This is a genomic window from Pseudomonas syringae group sp. J309-1, from assembly GCF_032582135.1.
In the GTDB taxonomy this organism is placed as follows: Bacteria; Pseudomonadota; Gammaproteobacteria; order Pseudomonadales; family Pseudomonadaceae; genus Aquipseudomonas; species Aquipseudomonas quasicaspiana.
In genome coordinates this window covers 1-17,972 of sequence record NZ_JAWHNU010000087.1, presented here as the reverse complement: position 1 = coordinate 17,972, position 17,972 = coordinate 1, and the positions used below count along the sequence as shown (strand labels likewise).

The following is a 17,972-nucleotide window of genomic DNA, read 5'->3' as shown; positions in this document are numbered from 1 at the left end:
GGGTCCGACGTCTCGCCAACAAGTTGGCTCCTACAGGGTCATCCGTTTGCTTAGCGACAGCGCGGTGTCAGGGATACCGGGACCACTCCCACAGTCATAACCAGCCTCCAAATCATCTAAGACCAGGCTTTCAACACCCCCGGCAACTGCGTCAGGCTGCTGATCTCGGCGTCAGGCTGCTTGTCTGCTTCCCAAGGCTTACCCGCCGGGTTGTACCAGATCGCTCGCATACCGGCCTGCTGGGCGCCTGCGATGTCATCGCCGGGGTGATCGCCGATGTGCACCGCAGCGCCTGCATCGACATTGGCCCGCTTGAGGGCCTCCACGAAGGGAGCAGGGTCAGGCTTGCCAATGCCCAGGTCTTCGGCACACAGCGCGAAGGCGAAATAATCGGCCAGTCCCAGACGACGCACATCGGCATTGCCGTTGGTGATCACACCCAACGTGTAGGTCGCGGCCAGAATCTCCAGGGTCGGATGGACCTCCGGGAATATCTCGACCTGATGGCGACCATGCAGAAACACCTCAAAAGCCTGATCAGCCAGCGCTTGAGCTTCAGCCGAGGCATAACCGGCGTCTTCCAGCGCATGGAACAGCACGCGCCGCCGCAAAGCGCTGATGCGGTGCTTGAAGGTCGGATCGGCTTCCACCAGCCGCGTACGAATCTCCCCCAAATGCTCGACAGGTACCGGACCAAGCTTTGGCGCGTTGGCGGCCAGCCAGTCACGCAGGGTGGCTTCGGCGCCGACGATAGCCGGTGCGGTGTGCCATAACGTGTCATCGAGGTCGAAGGTGATCAGCTTAATCATGGTCAGAACCTTTGCGTTTGGCCCGCGGATGGGCGCTGTCGTAGACCGACGCCAAATGCTGGAAATCCAGATGGGTGTAGATCTGCGTGGTCTTGATATCAGCGTGACCGAGCAACTCCTGCACTGCGCGTAAATCCTGGGACGACTCAAGCAGATGGCTCGCAAACGAGTGACGCAGCATGTGCGGGTGCAGGTTTTGCCCTAACTCGCGCTCACCAACGGCCTTGACCCGCTTCTGAATGGCGCGCGGCCCAAGGCGTCGACCCTGCTGGCTGATGAACACGGCGTCATCCTCAGGATTGGCCAGCGCCCGCAATGCGATCCACGCCTGCAGCGCTTCACGGGCCTTCCTGCCCACCGGCAGAACGCGGGTCTTGCTGCCTTTGCCGAGCACTTGCACCAGGCCTTCGCTCAGGTCCAGTTGCTCCATGTTCAAACCGGTCAGCTCGGACAGACGCAAGCCCGACGAATAGAACAACTCCAGAATCGCCTGATCGCGATGGGCGAGGAAGTCGTCTTCGACACCACCGTCCAGCAATTGCAGGGCACGGTCGGTATCAAGGGTTTTCGGCAGGCGTCGTTCGCCTTTGGGGGGCGACAGGCCATTGGCCGGGTCGTGCTCGCAGATGCCTTCGCGATTGAGGTAGTGATAAAGCCCACGTACTGCGGAGAGCAGGCGGGACAGGCTGCGCGAGGATTGACCCTGCTGATGCTGGCGGGCGATCAGACTGCGCAGATGTTGAATATCCAGTGCAGCCCAACTGTTCAGCTGTTGCTTCTCGCAGTACGCCAGCACCTTGTTGAGGTCACGGCGATAGGCTTCAAGTGTGTGTGGCGACACTTGGCGCTCACTGCGCAAATGTGTGCAGTAAGCGTCCAGCTGTCGTTCCATCACTAGCGAACCGAGCGTAGGGAGTGGGTGAAGCGCGGCAGCAGACGGCTCAGTACATCGGCGATGTAGTTGAGAAACAGGGTCCCCACCGAGCTTTTGTAATGCTGCGGATCGCGACTGCCAATGGCCAGCACGCCATGCAGGCCGAGATGGCTGAGGGTTGCGACGGCGGTGGAGCCGACTTCCTTGCCTTGCTCGGCACCGAACAGGAAGGTCAGCTCGTGCTCACGCAAGGCGCCACACACGGTCTTGTCGCCGATCAAACCACCGATAGCTTTTTGCGCATCGACACTGCTAACCCAACGGCCAACCGGCATCGCGCTGTCACTGAACAGAATCAGGCTGACAAAAGGCACCTGAAAGTCCTGCCGCAGGCTGTCTTCAACGGCGATCACGATTTCTTCGAGACTGCTGGCGTCCATCAATGCCAGGTTGAGGCGGCGGGTCTTTTCGAACAGCCGGTCGTTGTCCCGAGCGACGTCCATCAGTTGAGACAGACGATGGCGCATCTCGATGTTGCGCTCGCGCAGCAGCTTGAGTTGACGCTCTACCAGGGAAACGGTGTCGCCGCGCTGATGCGGGATACGCATCGAAACCAATAACTCGTCGTGCTCGGCAAAGAAATCCGGGTGATCGAGCAGGTAAGCGATGATCGCCTCTGCTTCAAGGTTTGGCGCTGCCGTATCGACCGGCGATTCGCCAGACTTGTCGGTTGAAGTCTTAGGCTTGTCAGTCATCGCTTTTGCTCACTCATAGACGAACCTGGCCTTCGTAGACCCGTACAGCGGGACCCGTCATCAGAACCGGATGGCCCGGGCCAGCCCACTCGATTGACAGACGTCCACCCGGCAGATCGATCAGCAGTGGCGAATCCATCCAGCCCTGGCTGATCGCCGCAACGGCTGCCGCACACGCACCAGTACCACAGGCCTGGGTTTCCCCGGCTCCGCGCTCCCAGACACGCAATTGCGCACGCTGACGATCGACGACGTAGAGAAAGCCTACGTTGACCCGCGCCGGAAAGCGCGGATGGTGTTCAATTTTCGGACCCAATGCATGCACCGGCGCGTTGTTGATGTCGTTCACGCGCAATACCGCATGGGGATTGCCCATGGAGACGGCGGCCAGCTCGACCGCCTGGCCGTCGACATCGACGCTGTAGCTCAGCGCCTGCTCGGTGGCCTGGAACGGGATGTCCGCCGGGACCAGCCGTGGCGGCCCCATATCGACGCTGATCTGCCCGTCATTGCGGATTTCCAGCTCAATAATTCCGCTTTTGGTTTCGACCTTGATCAGGCGCTTGGCGGTCAAACGCTTGTCCAGCACGAAGCGGGCAAAGCAGCGGGCACCGTTGCCGCACTGCTCAACCTCGGAACCATCGGAGTTGAAAATCCGGTAGCGGAAATCGACATCCGGATTGGTCGGAGTCTCAACCAGCAACAGCTGATCGAAACCGACGCCAGTGTGCCGGTCACCCCATTGTTTGGCGTGCTTGGGCAAAATATGCGCGTGCTGGCTGACCAGGTCCAAAACCATGAAGTCGTTGCCCAGGCCATGCATCTTGGTAAAACGCAGCAGCATGGGTTACTCCGGCAGCAGGCTTTCGCCAGCAAACAGCTCGGCCACGGTCTCGCGGCGGCGTACTTCGAAAGCCTGCGAGCCGTCGACCAACACTTCAGCGGTGCGACCGCGGGTGTTGTAGTTCGAGCTCATGACAAAACCGTAGGCACCGGCCGAATGCACGGCCAGCAGATCACCTTCAGCCAGGGCCAGTTCGCGGCCCTTGGCGAGGAAGTCGCCGGTTTCGCAGATCGGCCCGACGATGTCGTAGGCGCGAGGCGCGCTGTCACGTGGGCGAACGGCAGTGACGTCCATCCAGGCCTGATACAGCGCCGGGCGAATCAGGTCGTTCATCGCCGCATCGACGATGGCGAAATCCTTGTGCTCGGTATGCTTGAGGTACTCGACCTGAGTCAGCAGCACGCCCGCGTTGGCAACGATGAAGCGGCCGGGTTCGAAAACCAGTGACAGGTCACGACCTTCCATCCGCTCACGCACGGCCTTGATGTAATCCGAAGCCAGCGGTGGCTCCTCATCGCGATAACGCACGCCAAGACCGCCACCCAGATCGATGTGGCTCAGCAGGATGCCGCAATCGCCAAGACGATCCACCAGCGCGAGCAGGCGATCAAGCGCGTCAATGAACGGCTCAAGCGTGGTCAGTTGCGAGCCGATGTGACAATCGACGCCAATGACTTCCAGGTTAGGCAATTGAGCAGCGCGGATGTAGACGTCTTCAGCATCAGCGATGGCGATGCCGAATTTGTTTTCCTTGAGGCCGGTGGAGATGTACGGATGCGTGCCAGCATCGACGTCCGGATTGACGCGCAGCGAGATTGGGGCACGAACGCCCATTTCGGCCGCGACAATCTGCAGACGCTCAAGCTCGTCGGTGGACTCGACGTTGAAGCAGTGCACGCCCACTTCCAGCGCGCGGCGCATGTCGTCACGGGTCTTGCCGACGCCGGAGAACACGATCCTGTCTGCTTTACCACCTGCAGCGAGCACTCGTTCCAGCTCGCCACGGGACACGATATCGAAGCCCGAACCCAGACGCGCCAGGACGTTGAGCACGCCCAGGTTGGAGTTGGCTTTGACGGCGTAGCAGACCAGGTGCGGCATGCCGCTCAGGGCGTCAGCATAGGCGTTGTATTGCGCTTCGATGTGAGCGCGGGAGTAGACGTAGGTCGGCGTGCCGAAACGCTCGGCAATGGCAGACAACGCTACACCTTCCGCGAACAGCTCACCATCGCGGTAGTTGAAGGCGTCCATGTAATTCCCTTAAAGATGCTTGTGCGATTGCGACTTGGCCTGGTCATCGGAAGATTTCTGGTCATCCGGCAGATACAACGGGCCTTTTTGGCCGCAGGCAGTAACAAGACAAGCGACCGCGACAAGCGCAGCAAGCGAAGAGATCAGGCGCTTCATGGCGAAATCCTTTGTAAAAGCATTAATTGCGCCCGAGTATACCGGCCACCCAGCGGCTTGCCTACGTAGCCGGGTTCCCGTCCGGCGGGGCTTTGACGCTACGCCACTGATTCAGTGGTAGCCAGAGCGAATTATTGGCGCTGTGTTGTTCGTTGGGCGGGTAAGCTTTGCATTTGCTTCAAAGCGACCGTATCTTGCGTCGCTGCGCCAACAGCAGACACTTTTTGAGGTTCCCCTGATGAGTTTGACCGAAGCCCGCTTTCACGACCTGGTCGATGCCACCCAGCAAAATCTGGAAGATGTTTTCGACGAGAGTGGTCTGGATCTGGACATTGAAAACTCGGCCGGTGTGCTGACCGTCAAGTTCGAAAATGGCACTCAGCTGATTTTCAGCCGCCAGGAACCCCTGCGTCAGCTGTGGCTGGCAGCGCGTTCCGGCGGTTTTCACTTCGACTACGACGAAGAAGAGCAGCGCTGGAGCTGCGATACCAGCGATGAGCTGTTGAGCGAAATGCTCAAGCGCTTCACGCTGGAGCAGGCTGGCGTCGAACTCGACTTCGACGAGATTTGAGCGTGACCGCTACGTCCGTCCGACCGCCCAAGCCGCTGTACAGTAACGTCAGCCCGGCAGTGCCTTCGCCTTGCATCAGCCTGTGCCGGCTCGACGAGCAGAAAGTGTGTCTCGGTTGCTTCCGCCATGTGGAAGACATCCGTGAGTGGCGCTCGGCAGACGACAATCGCCGCCGACAGATTCGCGCCAATGCAGACCAGCGCCGAGAAGTGGCTGACGCTACTCAGTCTCCCGACGCATAACGGTCTTGCCGGGTTGTGTAATACCCCTGCTGTGTTAGTGTCCAGACATGCTTCATCGATGAAGCCCTTCAAAACCCCGCCACTTCAGGCGGGGTTTTGTTTTATGCAGCGCAGAAAAAGGAGCCTGCCAACATGTCGACACAACCTTCCATCATCCTGACCCGGCTGGACGTGCAGCGTCTTGAACAGTTGATCGAGAGCCTTGAGGAAACCACTCCCGGCCTCGAAGCCCTGCAAGCCGAGCTGGACCGCGCCGAACAAGTGGTCAGCCACGAAGACGTGCCCGCTGGTGTCGTGACCATGAATTCAAAAGTGCATTGCCGCGAAGAAGTCAGCGGCAAGGATTACCACTTGAAGCTCGTCTACCCGAAGGACGCCGGTGCCGATGGCACGGTCTCTATTCTCGCCCCGGTCGGCTCAGCGCTGCTGGGCCTGCAGGTTGGTCAGCACATCGACTGGCCCGCCCCGGGCGGCAAGACCCTCAAGCTGACATTGCTGGCGGTGGAGTATCAGCCGGAGGCGGCGGGGGAGTATTTGTAGGCCAGATCCCGACCCTGTAGGAGTGAACTTGTTCGCGAACGGCTGCGCAGCAGTCGTAAATCTGGCGACCTGATTTCAGCAACTGCATCGAAGCGCGGCCATTGCTGCCGCTTCGCGGCCAGATCGCGAACAAGTTCACTCCTACAGGTCAAGCAGTGGTGCGATTACGCCCTGTGCAGCGTCGCCAGGAAACCTGCCGCGCCCACGAACAAACCGGCAAAGGTCCGGTTCATGCGGCGTTGCTGTTTTGGGGTCTTGAGCGCACGCAATACCTTCGAAGCCAGCCCGGTATAGCCCGCCATGACGATCATGTCCACGGTGACCATGGTCACACCGATGGTCAGGTACTGGGCGAGCAGCGGTGCGTTCGGGTCGATGAACTGCGGCAGGATTGCCAGCATGAACACCAGCGCCTTGGGGTTACTGATGTTCACCAGAAACCCGCGAACGACCAACGCCATGGGTTTACCGACAGGCCGAATGGTCGAATCTTCGGACAGGTCTGCAGGCAGCGCCCGCCATTGTTTGATGCCCAGATACACCAGATACGCCACACCAAACCACTTGATCAGCGTGAATGCCATGTCCGAGGCAGCGAGCACCGCGCCGAGGCCTGCAGCGACAATTGCGATCTGTGCCGCCAATGCGATCTGCAGGCCCAAGGCATTCCAGTAGCCGCGCCAGAAACCATAACGCAAGCCGCTGGACATCGACGCGATAGCGCCTGCACCCGGCGACAGACTGATCACCCAACAAGCAGCAAAGAAAGCCAGCCATGTATCAAAAGACATTACACACCTCGGACAAACACCAATGCCCGATAAGCTAGTGGCTTCTCGGGCAATTGACTAGATCCAGCAGGGGGTGCCGCGAAAATTAATTTTCCGGCGTTTTGTCGACCGCAATGGTCGGGAAGCCATCAGAACCGCGCCAGCGACGCACCGACTTCTGGAAAAACTGGCTGTTGGGGACCTGCACCAGCGCGCCACCGGCCTCGGGAGGCTCGATCAGGGTGGTGAACATCAGGTTGATTTCCAGCACGCGACCTTTGACGCCCGGCTTGTCGAGGGTGTCGACCAACTCCACCACATCGCCAATTCGAAACGGCCCGATGGTGTAGATCAACACGGCGCAAAGCAGGTTGGACAACACGCTCCACATGGCGAAAAACGCCACCGCAGCGACCGCCACGAAGCCTGAGAGGGCGGTCCAGAGTACCGTGGCAGAAACCCCGAGCTGGCCCAGCACAATCACGAATGCACTGCCCATGATGAACCAGCGCAAACCACCGCGCAGTGGCAGCAGTAGTTCAGGTGGCAACGGATAGCGCTCGCCGAGACGGGTCAGAAAACGCCCCACCAGCCGCTGCGCCATGTAACCGGCGACCAGAATCAGCAGGATCTGCAATCCCAGCCAGATCGGCTCCACCCAGTGCGGCGGAACCAGCGATGCAAATGCTTCCATCAGTCCCTCGACGTGCTCACGAAAGTGCTTCCAGTTCAGCCTGCATGGACTCCAGCAACTCCAGAGCCTCCATCCACGACTCTTCCAACTCGCCTTCACTCACTTTGAGCTTCGCCTGTTCGGCGAGCAAATCACGCAGTTTGTCTTTGTTGGCCGCTTCGTAATTGGCGCTGTCGGCCAGTTCCGCCTCAACCTTGGCGAGCCGCTCGTGCAACGTGCCAAGGTCGCGCTCAAGCTTGTCCGCCAACTTCTTGTGCGGAGCCAACTGCTGACGCAGCGCAGCCGCTTGCTGGCGCTGGGCCTTTTTATCGGTCTTGTCGACGTTGATCGGCGTATTGCTGACCGGCGCATTGCGCAGCCGATACTCAGCCAGCCAGCGTGCGTAATCTTCCAGGTCGCCGTCGAACTCCTGAACACGGCCGTCAGCGACCAGCAGGAAATCATCGGTCGTACTTTTGAGCAGATGCCGATCGTGGGAGACCACCAATACCGCGCCACTGAATTCCTGAAGGGCCATGGTCAACGCCAGTCGCATCTCCAGATCCAGGTGGTTGGTAGGTTCATCGAGCAGCAACAGGTTCGGCCGGTCCCACGCGATCAACGCCAGGGCCAGACGCGCCTTCTCACCACCCGAGAAATTCAGCACCGGCTCATCAAGACGTCCGCCGCGGAAGTCGAAGCCACCCAGGAAGTCACGCAGCGTCTGCTCGCGCTCGGTCGGAGCGATACGCTGCAGGTGCAGCATCGGGCTGGCCTTGGCATCCAGCGAGTCCAGCTGGTGCTGGGCAAAGTAGCCCACCACCGTGTTTTCGCCCCGAGCCATGTGGCCGCTCAAAGGTTCGAGTTCACCCGCAAGGTTTTTGATCAGGGTCGACTTACCCGCGCCGTTTGGCCCGAGCAAGCCGATACGGGCACCCGGGGTCAGTTGCAGCTTGACCTTCTCCAGCACCGCTCTATCGCCATAACCCAAACGCGCATCGGACAGATCCAGCAAAGGGCTGGAAATCTTGCTGGACTCACGGAAGGTGAAGTCGAACGGTGAATCCACATGCGCTGCAGACAGTTCTTCCATGCGTTCCAGAGCCTTGATCCGGCTCTGCGCCTGCTTGGCTTTGGTGGCCTGAGCCTTGAAGCGCGTGATGAACTTTTCCATGTGCGCGCGCTGCGCCTGCTGCTTCTCGTAGGCCTGTTGCTGCTGGGCCATACGTTCCGCACGGGCGCGCTCGAAAGCGCTGTAGCCGCCGCGATAGAGGGTTATTTTGCGCTGATCGACGTGGGCGACATGGTCAACCACGGCATCCAGAAAATCCCTGTCGTGGGAGATCAGCAGCAGCGTGCCGGGATAGCTCTTCAGCCAGTCCTCCAGCCACAGGATCGCATCGAGATCCAGGTGGTTAGTCGGTTCGTCGAGCAACAACAGATCCGAAGGGCACATCAAGGCTTGCGCCAGGTTCAGGCGCATCCGCCAGCCACCGGAGAAATCCCCGACCGGTTTTTCCATCTGTTCATTGCTAAAGCCCAGCCCGGCCAGCAACTTGCGGGCCCGCGCATCGGCGGTATAGCCGTCGGCGCTATCCAACTCCGAGTGCATACGCGCCTGGGCTGCGCCGTCCTGAGCAGCTTCAGCTTCAACCAGCAGGCGCTGCACCTCGCGCAAGCGCAGGTCGCCATCGAGGACATAGTCCACGGCGATGCGCTCAAGGGTGTCGACCTCTTGGCGCATGTGTGCGATACGCCAGTCGGCGGGCAGCAGACAGTCACCGGCATCGGGGGTCAGTTCACCCCGAAGCAAAGCGAAGAGGCTGGATTTACCGGCGCCATTGGCACCGATCAGGCCGGCTTTTTGACCGGCGTGCAGGGTCAGCTCGGCGTCTTCTAGCAGACGTTGCGGGCCACGCTGTAAGGTAAGGCTTTGAAGTCGAATCATAATGGCGGCGGAGTCTACCAGCTTCGTCTCAAACAGGTAGCGCACTATGCCTTCTGACCTTTGGAGTTTCACCCTCGATTTGTATGCCAAGCCGGGTGTCGAGCAGGCTTGTCTGAGCCTGCAGGCCAGCGGCGCCAATGTTTGCCTGCTGTTGTGCGGCGCATGGCTGAGTCAACGCGGTGTCGTTTGCACAACCGAACGCGCGCTGGAAATCGGACAGTTGGCCACGCCCTGGCATGACAACGTGGTGCGCCCGCTCCGGGAATTGCGCACGCAATGGCGCAACAGCGCTCAGCACGATATGCCCTTGAGCGTGCTACGCGAGCAAGTCAAAGCCCTGGAACTGGAGGCGGAACGAGAACTGCTGAGGAGGCTGGAAGCGCAGACACTGAAATGGTCGGCACAGGAAACCGCAGAACAAGGGGATTGGTTGATTTGCCTGGCGGGCGAGGCCGCCGGGCAAAATAACGACGCGCTGCAGGTGCTGCGCGTCGCGATGGACCGGCCTTAGGAAGCGCTGGTCGGGGTGCTGCTGTTGGATGCCGAAGGCGCAGGCGTCGCAGCAGTGGCTGGCGCTGGAGCAGGGGTTGCAGTCGCAGCGGGAGCAGTCGGCGTTGCAGGTTTGGCAGCGACTGGCTTGGCAGCAGCGGGTTTAGCGGCAGGCTTCACGGCTGGTTTCGCCGCAGTTGGCTTGGCGACAGCTGGTTTAGCAGCGGGCTTGGCTGCGGCTGGTTTGGCAGGAGCCTTGGCCGGCGCTTTCACAGCAGGCTTGGCGGCAGCAGTTTTAGCAGCGGGTTTCGCAACTGGCTTGGCTGCGCTTGCAGCAGGTGCTTTGACGGCTGGCTTGGCAGCAGCGGCAGGTTTGGCTGGCGCTTTCGCTGCGGCAGGTTTTGCCGCTGCAGTTTTGGCCGGGGCTTTAGCAACTGGCGCTGGCTTTGCTGTCGTGGTTTTCGCTGGGGCTTTGACTGCGGTTTTAACGGCTGGTTTGCTCGCTGGTTTTGCTGCGGCAGCCGGTGCTTTGGCGGCAGGTTTTGCTGCTGCTTTGGCTGGCGTTGCTTTGGCAGGAACAGCCTTGGCAACCGTTTTCGCGGCAGGCTTGGCGGCCGCTACTTTGGCAGGTGCTTTGACTGGAGCCTTGGCCGCAGTTTTAGCGGGAGCTTTTGCAGCAACGGTTTTGGCCGCTGGTGCTTTGGCTTTTGCAGCGACCGCTTTGGCCGGAGCTGCTTTGGCAGGAGCCGGTTTAGCGGCACGGCTGTCCAGCGCCTTGCTGACGGCTTCCTTGACCCGGCCAACGCCTTGAGCCAGTTTCAGGCTTTCCTGAGCGTCGCGCTTGAGCTGCAGGATGTAGCCGCGAGTTTCGCTCTGGCGCTCTTTCAACGCGTCCAGCAACTCTTCAAGTTCAGCCACGGCAGACTTGGCCTTGCCTTGTGCCTTGGCTTTACCAGCGGTGGCTGCGTCTTGCAATTTGGTACGCGACTTGTGCAGTTTTTCCTGCGCTTTACCACGTTGTTTTTCAAGCTTGGCGAGCAGTTTTTCCGCATCAGCCAGCGCTTGGGAGCAGGCGTCTTCGAGGTGTTCGAGCAGGCTGCTCGACAGCTGTTGTAGCAAATGCAACGGAGTATTTACTGGCTTGTTTTTGGCCGACATGACTTACCTCCAGGCTGACTGATTTGCGGCCCATACTAGACCTCTGCCCGCAGCGCCGCTAGGGCATCTTGACAGCATGAAACGCTCCCTGTTGCATACCCGGATAAATGCTTGTTGCAGTCACTGCCAATGCAGTGCGAAATTCATCTTCAAACACTCACCACACACGGGCCATTGCACTGGCATAATCGCTGCCTTCCCAGGCCGGAGAGCATTCATGTCGCGCTACCTGTTAACGTCGTTGTTCCTGTTGTTGCCGGTGGCTCAGGCTGTGCACGCCGCACCTTCCAGCGAGGCACACGATCTCGCTTACAGCCTCGGCGCAAGCCTGGGTGAGCGTTTGCATCAGGAAGTGCCGGACCTTGATCTGCCTGCCCTGATTGAAGGCTTGCAGCAGTCTTACCAGGGCAAACCTCTGGCGCTGAAGAAGGAGCGCATCGAGCAGATCCTGCGCGAACATGACGCCGCCGTGGCCGAAGCCGAAGCGTCAGGCAGCGTCGAGCCGCTCAGCGAAGCTGCAATGGAAGGCGAACAGAAATTCATGGCCAGCGAAAAAGCCAAACCCGGTGTCACCGAGTTGGCAGACGGCATATTGATGACCGAACTGGTCGCAGGCAAAGGCCCCAAGCCAAGCGTTGATGGCCGCGTTCAGGTTCGCTACGTCGGTCGTCTGCCAGATGGCACCGTCTTCGACCAAAGCGCCCAGCCACAGTGGTTTCGCCTCGACAGCGTAATCAGCGGCTGGACCACTGCACTGCAAAATATGCCCGTCGGTGCCAAATGGCGCCTGGTCATTCCTTCGGCGGAAGCTTACGGCGCAGAGGGTGCCGGTGACTTGATCGATCCATTCACGCCGCTGGTGTTTGAAATCGAACTGGTTGGGGTGTCGCAGTAATCATCCAGCACTGAACTCTGTGGGAGATTCTCAGTTGGCCTGCAAACACAAATCCGTGGGAGCGAATTCATTCGCGAAGGGGCCGGTACATCCGCAACTGATGTATCGCTCGAATCCCGCCCTCCCAAATGAAGTGCAGCCCCACCCCGGTCGGTCCCACAGTAAGATTCATTTTTAATCCCGACAGAAACAAAAAAGGGGTGCCAATTGGCACCCCTTTTTTCATTCACGCAGAAGTTATCAGGCTTGAGTTGCCGCTTCTTCCTTGTGGGAGTTGTGGAGCACCTCGATCAGGCAATCCTCCAGCTCGAAACGCTCATGCAACAAGCCGCCCAGTTTGTTGAACTCCGCAGCAACAACGGTGCAATCAGAGCAGTCGCCATTGTCGCAGCGATCATTGAAGGCCAGTGCGGACTCAGTGATGACTTTCAGACGCGGGTAGATGGTATCTGCCAGCTCAAGACCACGCTCATCATTGAAAGCCTTGGCTTCACTGTTGAGCTGCTCATAGATTTCGAAGTGCCCGGCCGAAACATAATCGACAAGTACTTCACAGAATTTCTGAAGGCCTTCACGATCCGCCGCCAAGGCTTCGGGTGTGTCACCGAGAGCATCGTAGACGCGGATCAGTTCAAGGCGATCCTGCAGCCAGCGATCAATCAGCTTATTGACCCCGCCCCAGCGTTCCTGCGCGTTCTGACAGCTTTCCAACATGATGATCACTTCCCTTCAGGGGCATGCAGTCTGCGCAGGCCTGGTTTTGATCTCGTCGGCGTCGACGACACAGGCTTTGTGGGCAACAGATGATGCATATATCCAATAACGCTTGCGGGCCAGATTATGCCCGCACGACCAGCCCATCAAGGTACGCAGGAGATAAAGTTCATACAAGTGTTTAATCCCCGGCCCGACTTTCGGCAGTCGGAGCGCGGACCGAAGCGTTGAACAGTGCGTACAGCATGACCAGCGCCAGACCCACAAAAGCCAGCAGACTCCACTCAGGCAAACTGATGCCGAACAACGACCAGGAAATTTCCGCACAAAACGCGGCATCACTGCGCAATCTGTCGACCTGCGAGTACAGCGAGAGCATATCCAGGAGCCGTTCGACCTGCGCAATCACCTCGATAGTCTGGTCGACGGTTGCTGTCTGCAGCCAGACTTGCCCACCGGCTATTGCCGCACCCGACAAGGTGAGCAGCAGGATGACAGCACTGTAAGCCCCGCATCCTGCCCGGCCTGGCGCATGGATTGTAGCGATCAATGCCACAAGACCACTGGCCACGAAGACGGCACGCTGCCACAGACAAAGCACACAAGGTGAGAGCCCGACGACAACACACTGCAGATAAACAACAGAGCCGACGATCATTGCACAGGCAATAAACACCAGAAAAAACAGGGAGCGTGTGCGAGCCAGTTGCATGGCAAATCCGTAACCAGAGACGAAGGCAGTTACGGTAGTGAAAGCGCTCAACCCTTTCAAGGCACCAGCGTAAGGATACGTCCCTGTTTAGGTGGGCATTTGCAGACGATAGATGCACGCTTCATCACGATCTCTTGAAGGACATTGCCTACAAAAAGCAAACACAAGAGACTTTTCCTACATAGGCGGCCAAAACACATCTCAAGCAGCCAGAGATCCTGGCTGTTTGATCAGCCTGCCAAGGCGGGGAGTGGTCGTGCCAGCAGTCGCTCGTCAAGCAAGCCCAAGCCTTCCTGAAAGAGCTGGTTGCTGCGCTCGGTCTCGCCTAATTGGCCAAGCAGACGCGCCAGCTCTGCACAGGTTTCCGGATTGCGCTGTAATCGCAGGCTGGTTTCCAGATAGTCCCGGGCCTTGCCCCACAAACTGCTTTGCAGGCAGAGCCGGCCCAGGGTCAGCAGCAGGCTCGGATCATCAGGATGGTTTTTCAACCAGCCCTCTGCGGTTTGAAGCTGCCGTGAAGGATCGCTGCCGCGCACCAGACCGTACAGACGAGCGAGGTGGCTGTTGTATTCACGTTTAAGCGCAGCACGCAGCGCCTCTTCGGCCTGTGCGTCTGCGCCTAACCGGCGCAGCTGCTCGGCATAAGCCAGCACCAGTTGCGGCTCCTGACGTTGCGCCGAGGTCAAGCCTTTCCAAGCGCTATCGAGACCGGGCAAACCCGCGGAGCTACCGTTTTCATCATGCTCGCGGTAGGCCGCCAGCGTGAGGTTTTCACCCCAGGCGCGTTTCTCCAGTTCCGCCAGCTCCTGCGGTGGCAGAACCTTGTCTTTCCGCAGTTCAGGCATGAGTTTGATCAACGCAGACCATTCACCGCGCTCGCGATACAGCCGCTGTAGCTGACGCAGGATTTGCGCGTTGTGAGGATGGCGTTCGTTCATGGCCTGCAATGTCACCAACGCGCCATCGCTGTCGCCACGGTCCTGCTGCAACTGGGCGTGGCTCAGAGCAACCGCCAGTTCTGCTTGAGGCTGACGTTCAAGGGCGCGCTCGAGCAAGCTGTCGCTCTCATCGTAATGGCCTAGCTCGTTGGCGGCGCGAGCCGCACCGAGGTAATACAGCAAGGGCTGCGGCTCTGACTCGGCGGCACGATGCAAATGGCGCTGTGCGCTGGCCCAGCGGCCTTCTACCAGATCCATTTGACCTTGCTCGATCGCCACCTGAATGCGTCGGCTGCGGTTGCGCCGCGACCATGGGTTGGCGACCGAACCGGACGTCGTGAGCAGGCGGACCAGTAAACGAACCACGACAAGCACCAGCCAGATGGCGAACAACAGGCCTAACGTGGCCCAGAGACTGGATTCATAGCGGAAGTTTTTATAGGCAATCAGGACGTAGCCGGAATGCTCGGCAATCGCCACACCAATCGCCGCAGCTACGGCGATTGCGATGAACAACAGCACATAGGCACGTTTCATGGGCTGGTCCCCTCGCGGGCTTCAGCAGGTTGGCTTTTCACGGCTGCCGGCGCACCGGCCGAGGCATGACGCCGCTCAAGATAGGCCTGAACGGCACTGAGGCTCTGGGCGAGATCAGGAGTCATCACCGAAACCGGCTGTTTGGAAAGCTCGTCCAGACGTGCGGAGAGCATCTTGCTCTGGGAGTCATCTTGATTGAAGTTGGTGCGCAACACCTCTTTCGCCTCAGCCAGAGCGTGTTCAAACACTTGTGGCTGGCCATTAAGGGCTGCCCACTGCGCCTGCTCAAGCGCAAGGCTCAGCGCGAGACGAACCTGGGTAAGGCTTTGCCCGGCCAGTAACGGGCGGATGTTTTTGTCGGCGTTGAAATCGATGCGAATGTAGTGGGAGATCTCATTCCACCACTGCACGAGATGGCTGTCTTCGCTTTTGCCATCGGTCAATCCGAGCAGCGACTCGCCCTTGTCTTTGTATTCCGGGGCCAGCTCATTGAGTTGGGCGACTTGATCACGCAACGCTGCAAGCTGCAGGAACAGACCGGTACGGTCCGGCTGATCGATGCTGCGCAGCGACGCCAGGCTTTTCGCCAGTTGATCACGGGCGGCAAAGGAACCTGGATCATCCTGCTCGCGAAGAATCTCGTCAGCGCCCTGCACCAACGCCTGAGCGCTGTTGATGTCCTGCAATGCAGAGAGGCGCAAGCTCGCCAGACGCAGCAAATGCTCGGCCTCGGCAAGACGCCAGTCCTTGCGGCTGGCACCGAGTACGGTTTCCAGTCGCTGGCTCAAGCGCTGCTGATCGCCTTGCAACTGTGCAACCAGACGCCGACGCTCTTCCAGCTCATCGGCAGGAGGCAATTGCGCCAGCCGCTCGGAGAGCTGCTTCTCGCTGGTTTGCAATGTCAGGGTTTGCGCGGCGATATCCTGCATTTGAGTGCGTTGCAGTTGATGGCTCGCCTGAACAGCGCGCAGTTGCCATACCCCCCAACCGGCGACGGCGATGCCAGCAACGCCAAATAACAAAGCCAGCACCACCAGCCCGTTGCTGCGTCCGGCCGGACGCTCAGGGCGCAATGGGTCGGGTGTCGGTGGTGTCAGCACAGATTCGGAATCATCTTTAGGCAAGGCTGTTTCGCTCACGTATCCATCCTTTGCATTTGGGCGTAATCGGTAAAAGAGAGCACGTCGATCAATACGCCTGAGGGGCAGGCCCGGGGTGTTCCCGTAACGCTGCCAGCAAAGCCGCAGCGCTGGCGCCGCGGCAATTCAGAACTGTTCGGGCTCCGGCTTCGCGCGCCATGTCGGCAACACGTGGGCTCGGCACGAATATAGTTAAACGCGCCAGCTCAGGCCAGGCATCGCCCGCCAACTGACGCAAGTGTTCAAAACCCTGCCCACTGCTGACCACTACCGCGTTCAAGCGTTCCGCCTGGATACGCTGAGCCAGCGTCGACGATGGATAATAGGGCAGGTTACGTGTGTAGAGTTGCAGATAATCAACACTGGCGCCAAGACTGCGCAAACGCTCGGCGAGCAACTCGCGGCCGCCTTCACCGCGCATGATTAACACGCGCGAGCCGGGTATGGCGATGGATTGTTGCAACCTGGGCAGATCCAGCAGCGCCTCACTGTCGTCGCCGCTCTCGGGCCAGCTGACATCCAGGCCGTAGTCCTGAAGAATTTGCGCAGTGCCTGCACCGACGCTGAACCAGGGCAGGATCGGCGTCTGCGGCCAGAGCTGTGCAACCAGTTGCAAACCCAGGCGCGCAGCGGGTTTGCTGACCACAATCACGGCGCTGTAGAGGTCCAGATCCTGAACCAGAGCGTGCTGCTCTGGACTGGACGGGAGCGGCTCAATATCGAGCAATGGCAAGCTGCTGCTGAAAACCCCGGCGTCAGCCAGAGTCTGTGCCAGCGCGGCAGACTCATCTGCCGGACGGGTCAGCAGCAGTCGCCAGCCACTCATTCTCGTTCCGCCACGCCGTAAACAGCCTTCAGGATGTCTTCTGCGCCTTGCTCCAGCAGTGCGTCTGCAACCTGAACACCCAGCGCCTGAGCATCAGCCTGTGGCGCACGCGCTTCGGCACGCAACAGCAATGCACCTGACGGATCGCCCACCAGACCGCGCAACCAGATCTGCTCACCTTCAAGCACGGCGTAACAGGCGATGGGCACCTGGCATCCACCGTTGAGGTGCTTGTTCAGCGAGCGCTCGGCAACCACCCGGATGGCGGTTGCATCGTGATGCAACGGCGCAAGCAGGGCGTGAATTTCAGCATCGACGCTGCGGCATTCGATACCCACTGCACCCTGGCCACCGGCTGGCAGGCTGTCGTCGACACTGATGCTTGCGGTGATCCGGTCTTCGAACCCGAGGCGAATCAAACCCGCTGCAGCAAGAATGATCGCGTCGTACTCGCCCGCATCGAGTTTGGCCAGACGGGTATTGACGTTGCCGCGCAGGAAATGAATTTTCAGATCAGGACGACGCGCCAGCAACTGAGCCTGGCGACGCAAGCTGGAGGTGCCGACAATGCTGCCAGCGGGCAACGCCTCAAGGCTGGCGAATTGGTTGGAGACAAACGCATCTCGCGGGTCTTCACGCTCGCAGATGCAAAACAGGCCAAGGCCTTGCGGGAAGTCCATGGGCACATCTTTCATGGAATGCACCGCGATGTCCGCGCGATCCTCCAACAGAGCTGTTTCCAGTTCCTTGACGAAAAGCCCTTTACCGCCGATTTTCGACAGGGGCGAGTCAAGCAACTTATCGCCACGGCTAACCATCGGCACCAATGTCACGACCAGCCCCGGATGAGCCTGCTCCAGGCGGGCTTTGACGTATTCGGCTTGCCAGAGGGCCAACGCACTTTTGCGGGTGGCAATGCGGATTTCGCGAGAGGACATGGATCAATCCGTACAGGGTAGTAGTTGCGACGGATGATAACAGTTCAGGAAAAACGGCTCAGTGCTCTGTCGTCGCACCAGTGCAACGCATCATCCCAGCAGTGAGTTCTTGACTTGGAACACATTGTGGGAGCGGTGCTTGCCCGCGATAAGGCTGGACGCGGTTCACTTTAGATCACGTCCAGCCTTATCG

Annotated in this window: 21 protein-coding genes; 5 read left to right on the top strand and 16 right to left on the bottom strand. The window is 59.5% G+C overall.

Going from position 1 to position 17,972, the window contains the following annotated elements:
* Positions 1–116: 116 nt before the first annotated feature.
* Genes RX972_RS27735 through lptM form a run of 6 tightly spaced genes read right to left on the bottom strand, consistent with a single transcriptional unit; the run spans position 117 to position 4,689 of the window.
* Complete coding sequence (locus RX972_RS27735) at positions 117–809, bottom strand: HAD family hydrolase (RefSeq protein ID WP_316880382.1); 693 nt, start codon at positions 807–809, stop codon at positions 117–119.
* A complete protein-coding gene (gene xerC / locus RX972_RS27730) occupies positions 802–1,701 on the bottom strand; it encodes a tyrosine recombinase XerC (protein WP_027902915.1) in 900 nt (299 codons plus the stop codon). The genes RX972_RS27735 and xerC overlap by 8 nt, the downstream gene beginning before the upstream one ends.
* Before the next feature lie 2 nt (positions 1,702–1,703).
* Positions 1,704–2,438: a DUF484 family protein gene (locus RX972_RS27725; RefSeq protein WP_122396656.1), complete on the bottom strand. Its 735-nt coding sequence runs from the start codon at positions 2,436–2,438 to the stop codon at positions 1,704–1,706.
* Between the two features lie 13 nt (positions 2,439–2,451).
* Positions 2,452–3,282: a diaminopimelate epimerase gene (dapF, locus tag RX972_RS27720; protein WP_316880381.1), complete on the bottom strand. Its 831-nt coding sequence runs from the start codon at positions 3,280–3,282 to the stop codon at positions 2,452–2,454.
* A gap of 3 nt (positions 3,283–3,285) precedes the next feature.
* Positions 3,286–4,533, bottom strand: coding sequence for a diaminopimelate decarboxylase (lysA, locus tag RX972_RS27715; RefSeq protein WP_027902918.1), 1,248 nt, complete (start codon positions 4,531–4,533; stop codon positions 3,286–3,288).
* A 9-nt stretch (positions 4,534–4,542) separates the two neighbouring features.
* Positions 4,543–4,689, bottom strand: a complete 147-nt coding sequence (gene lptM, locus RX972_RS27710) for an LPS translocon maturation chaperone LptM (RefSeq protein ID WP_049827215.1) — start codon at positions 4,687–4,689, stop codon at positions 4,543–4,545.
* Positions 4,690–4,927: 238 nt separating this feature from the next.
* Between lptM and cyaY the strand changes: the two genes are divergently transcribed.
* From cyaY to rnk, 3 genes are all read left to right on the top strand, one after another.
* On the top strand, positions 4,928–5,260 hold the full coding sequence (cyaY, locus tag RX972_RS27705; protein WP_099270270.1) for an iron donor protein CyaY: 333 nt from the start codon (positions 4,928–4,930) through the stop codon (positions 5,258–5,260).
* A gap of 2 nt (positions 5,261–5,262) precedes the next feature.
* Positions 5,263–5,502 carry a DUF1289 domain-containing protein gene (locus RX972_RS27700; RefSeq protein WP_027902920.1) on the top strand — a complete coding sequence of 80 codons (240 nt, stop codon included), beginning with the start codon at positions 5,263–5,265 and terminating at the stop codon, positions 5,500–5,502.
* 132 nt (positions 5,503–5,634) lie between these two features.
* The gene (gene rnk / locus RX972_RS27695; protein ID WP_027902921.1) at positions 5,635–6,042 is read left to right on the top strand and encodes a nucleoside diphosphate kinase regulator; all 408 of its coding nucleotides are present in this window, start codon (positions 5,635–5,637) and stop codon (positions 6,040–6,042) included.
* Positions 6,043–6,206: 164 nt separating this feature from the next.
* Here rnk and RX972_RS27690 read toward each other — a convergent pair whose 3' ends face one another.
* The 3 genes from RX972_RS27690 to RX972_RS27680 all read right to left on the bottom strand — a co-directional run bounded on the left by RX972_RS27690 (position 6,207) and on the right by RX972_RS27680 (position 9,433).
* Positions 6,207–6,833: a LysE family transporter gene (locus tag RX972_RS27690; protein WP_027902922.1), complete on the bottom strand. Its 627-nt coding sequence runs from the start codon at positions 6,831–6,833 to the stop codon at positions 6,207–6,209.
* An 85-nt stretch (positions 6,834–6,918) separates the two neighbouring features.
* Positions 6,919–7,506 (bottom strand): mechanosensitive ion channel family protein, encoded by a 588-nt coding sequence (locus RX972_RS27685; protein ID WP_027902923.1) that lies wholly within the window; start codon positions 7,504–7,506, stop codon positions 6,919–6,921.
* Between the two features lie 16 nt (positions 7,507–7,522).
* Positions 7,523–9,433: an ATP-binding cassette domain-containing protein gene (locus RX972_RS27680; protein WP_099270348.1), complete on the bottom strand. Its 1,911-nt coding sequence runs from the start codon at positions 9,431–9,433 to the stop codon at positions 7,523–7,525.
* Positions 9,434–9,479: 46 nt separating this feature from the next.
* Between RX972_RS27680 and RX972_RS27675 the strand changes: the two genes are divergently transcribed.
* Positions 9,480–9,944 carry a TIGR02444 family protein gene (locus RX972_RS27675; protein WP_316880375.1) on the top strand — a complete coding sequence of 155 codons (465 nt, stop codon included), beginning with the start codon at positions 9,480–9,482 and terminating at the stop codon, positions 9,942–9,944.
* Here the strand turns inward: RX972_RS27675 and RX972_RS27670 are convergent.
* Entirely contained in the window at positions 9,941–11,080 is a 1,140-nt protein-coding gene (locus RX972_RS27670; RefSeq protein ID WP_316880373.1) for an AlgP family protein, read from the bottom strand. The two genes, RX972_RS27675 and RX972_RS27670, sit on opposite strands and share 4 nt — an antisense overlap.
* A gap of 217 nt (positions 11,081–11,297) precedes the next feature.
* On the opposite strand from RX972_RS27670, the gene RX972_RS27665 reads away from it, so the two are divergent.
* Positions 11,298–11,975, top strand: a complete 678-nt coding sequence (locus RX972_RS27665) for an FKBP-type peptidyl-prolyl cis-trans isomerase (protein ID WP_027902927.1) — start codon at positions 11,298–11,300, stop codon at positions 11,973–11,975.
* Between the two features lie 240 nt (positions 11,976–12,215).
* Here the strand turns inward: RX972_RS27665 and RX972_RS27660 are convergent, their stop codons facing one another.
* The 6 genes from RX972_RS27660 to hemC all read right to left on the bottom strand — a co-directional run bounded on the left by RX972_RS27660 (position 12,216) and on the right by hemC (position 17,779).
* A complete protein-coding gene (locus RX972_RS27660) occupies positions 12,216–12,689 on the bottom strand; it encodes an Rsd/AlgQ family anti-sigma factor (RefSeq protein ID WP_027902928.1) in 474 nt (157 codons plus the stop codon).
* Between the two features lie 181 nt (positions 12,690–12,870).
* The gene (locus RX972_RS27655; RefSeq protein ID WP_316880370.1) at positions 12,871–13,401 is read right to left on the bottom strand and encodes a disulfide bond formation protein B; all 531 of its coding nucleotides are present in this window, start codon (positions 13,399–13,401) and stop codon (positions 12,871–12,873) included.
* A gap of 230 nt (positions 13,402–13,631) precedes the next feature.
* Entirely contained in the window at positions 13,632–14,876 is a 1,245-nt protein-coding gene (locus tag RX972_RS27650) for a heme biosynthesis protein HemY (protein ID WP_099270263.1), read from the bottom strand.
* Positions 14,873–16,015 (bottom strand): uroporphyrinogen-III C-methyltransferase, encoded by a 1,143-nt coding sequence (locus tag RX972_RS27645; RefSeq protein ID WP_099270262.1) that lies wholly within the window; start codon positions 16,013–16,015, stop codon positions 14,873–14,875. The genes RX972_RS27650 and RX972_RS27645 overlap by 4 nt, the downstream gene beginning before the upstream one ends.
* Before the next feature lie 49 nt (positions 16,016–16,064).
* Complete coding sequence (locus RX972_RS27640) at positions 16,065–16,841, bottom strand: uroporphyrinogen-III synthase (RefSeq protein WP_263269495.1); 777 nt, start codon at positions 16,839–16,841, stop codon at positions 16,065–16,067.
* Positions 16,838–17,779, bottom strand: coding sequence for a hydroxymethylbilane synthase (gene hemC, locus RX972_RS27635; protein ID WP_027902933.1), 942 nt, complete (start codon positions 17,777–17,779; stop codon positions 16,838–16,840). The genes RX972_RS27640 and hemC overlap by 4 nt, the downstream gene beginning before the upstream one ends.
* Between the last annotated feature and the right edge of the window lie 193 nt (positions 17,780–17,972).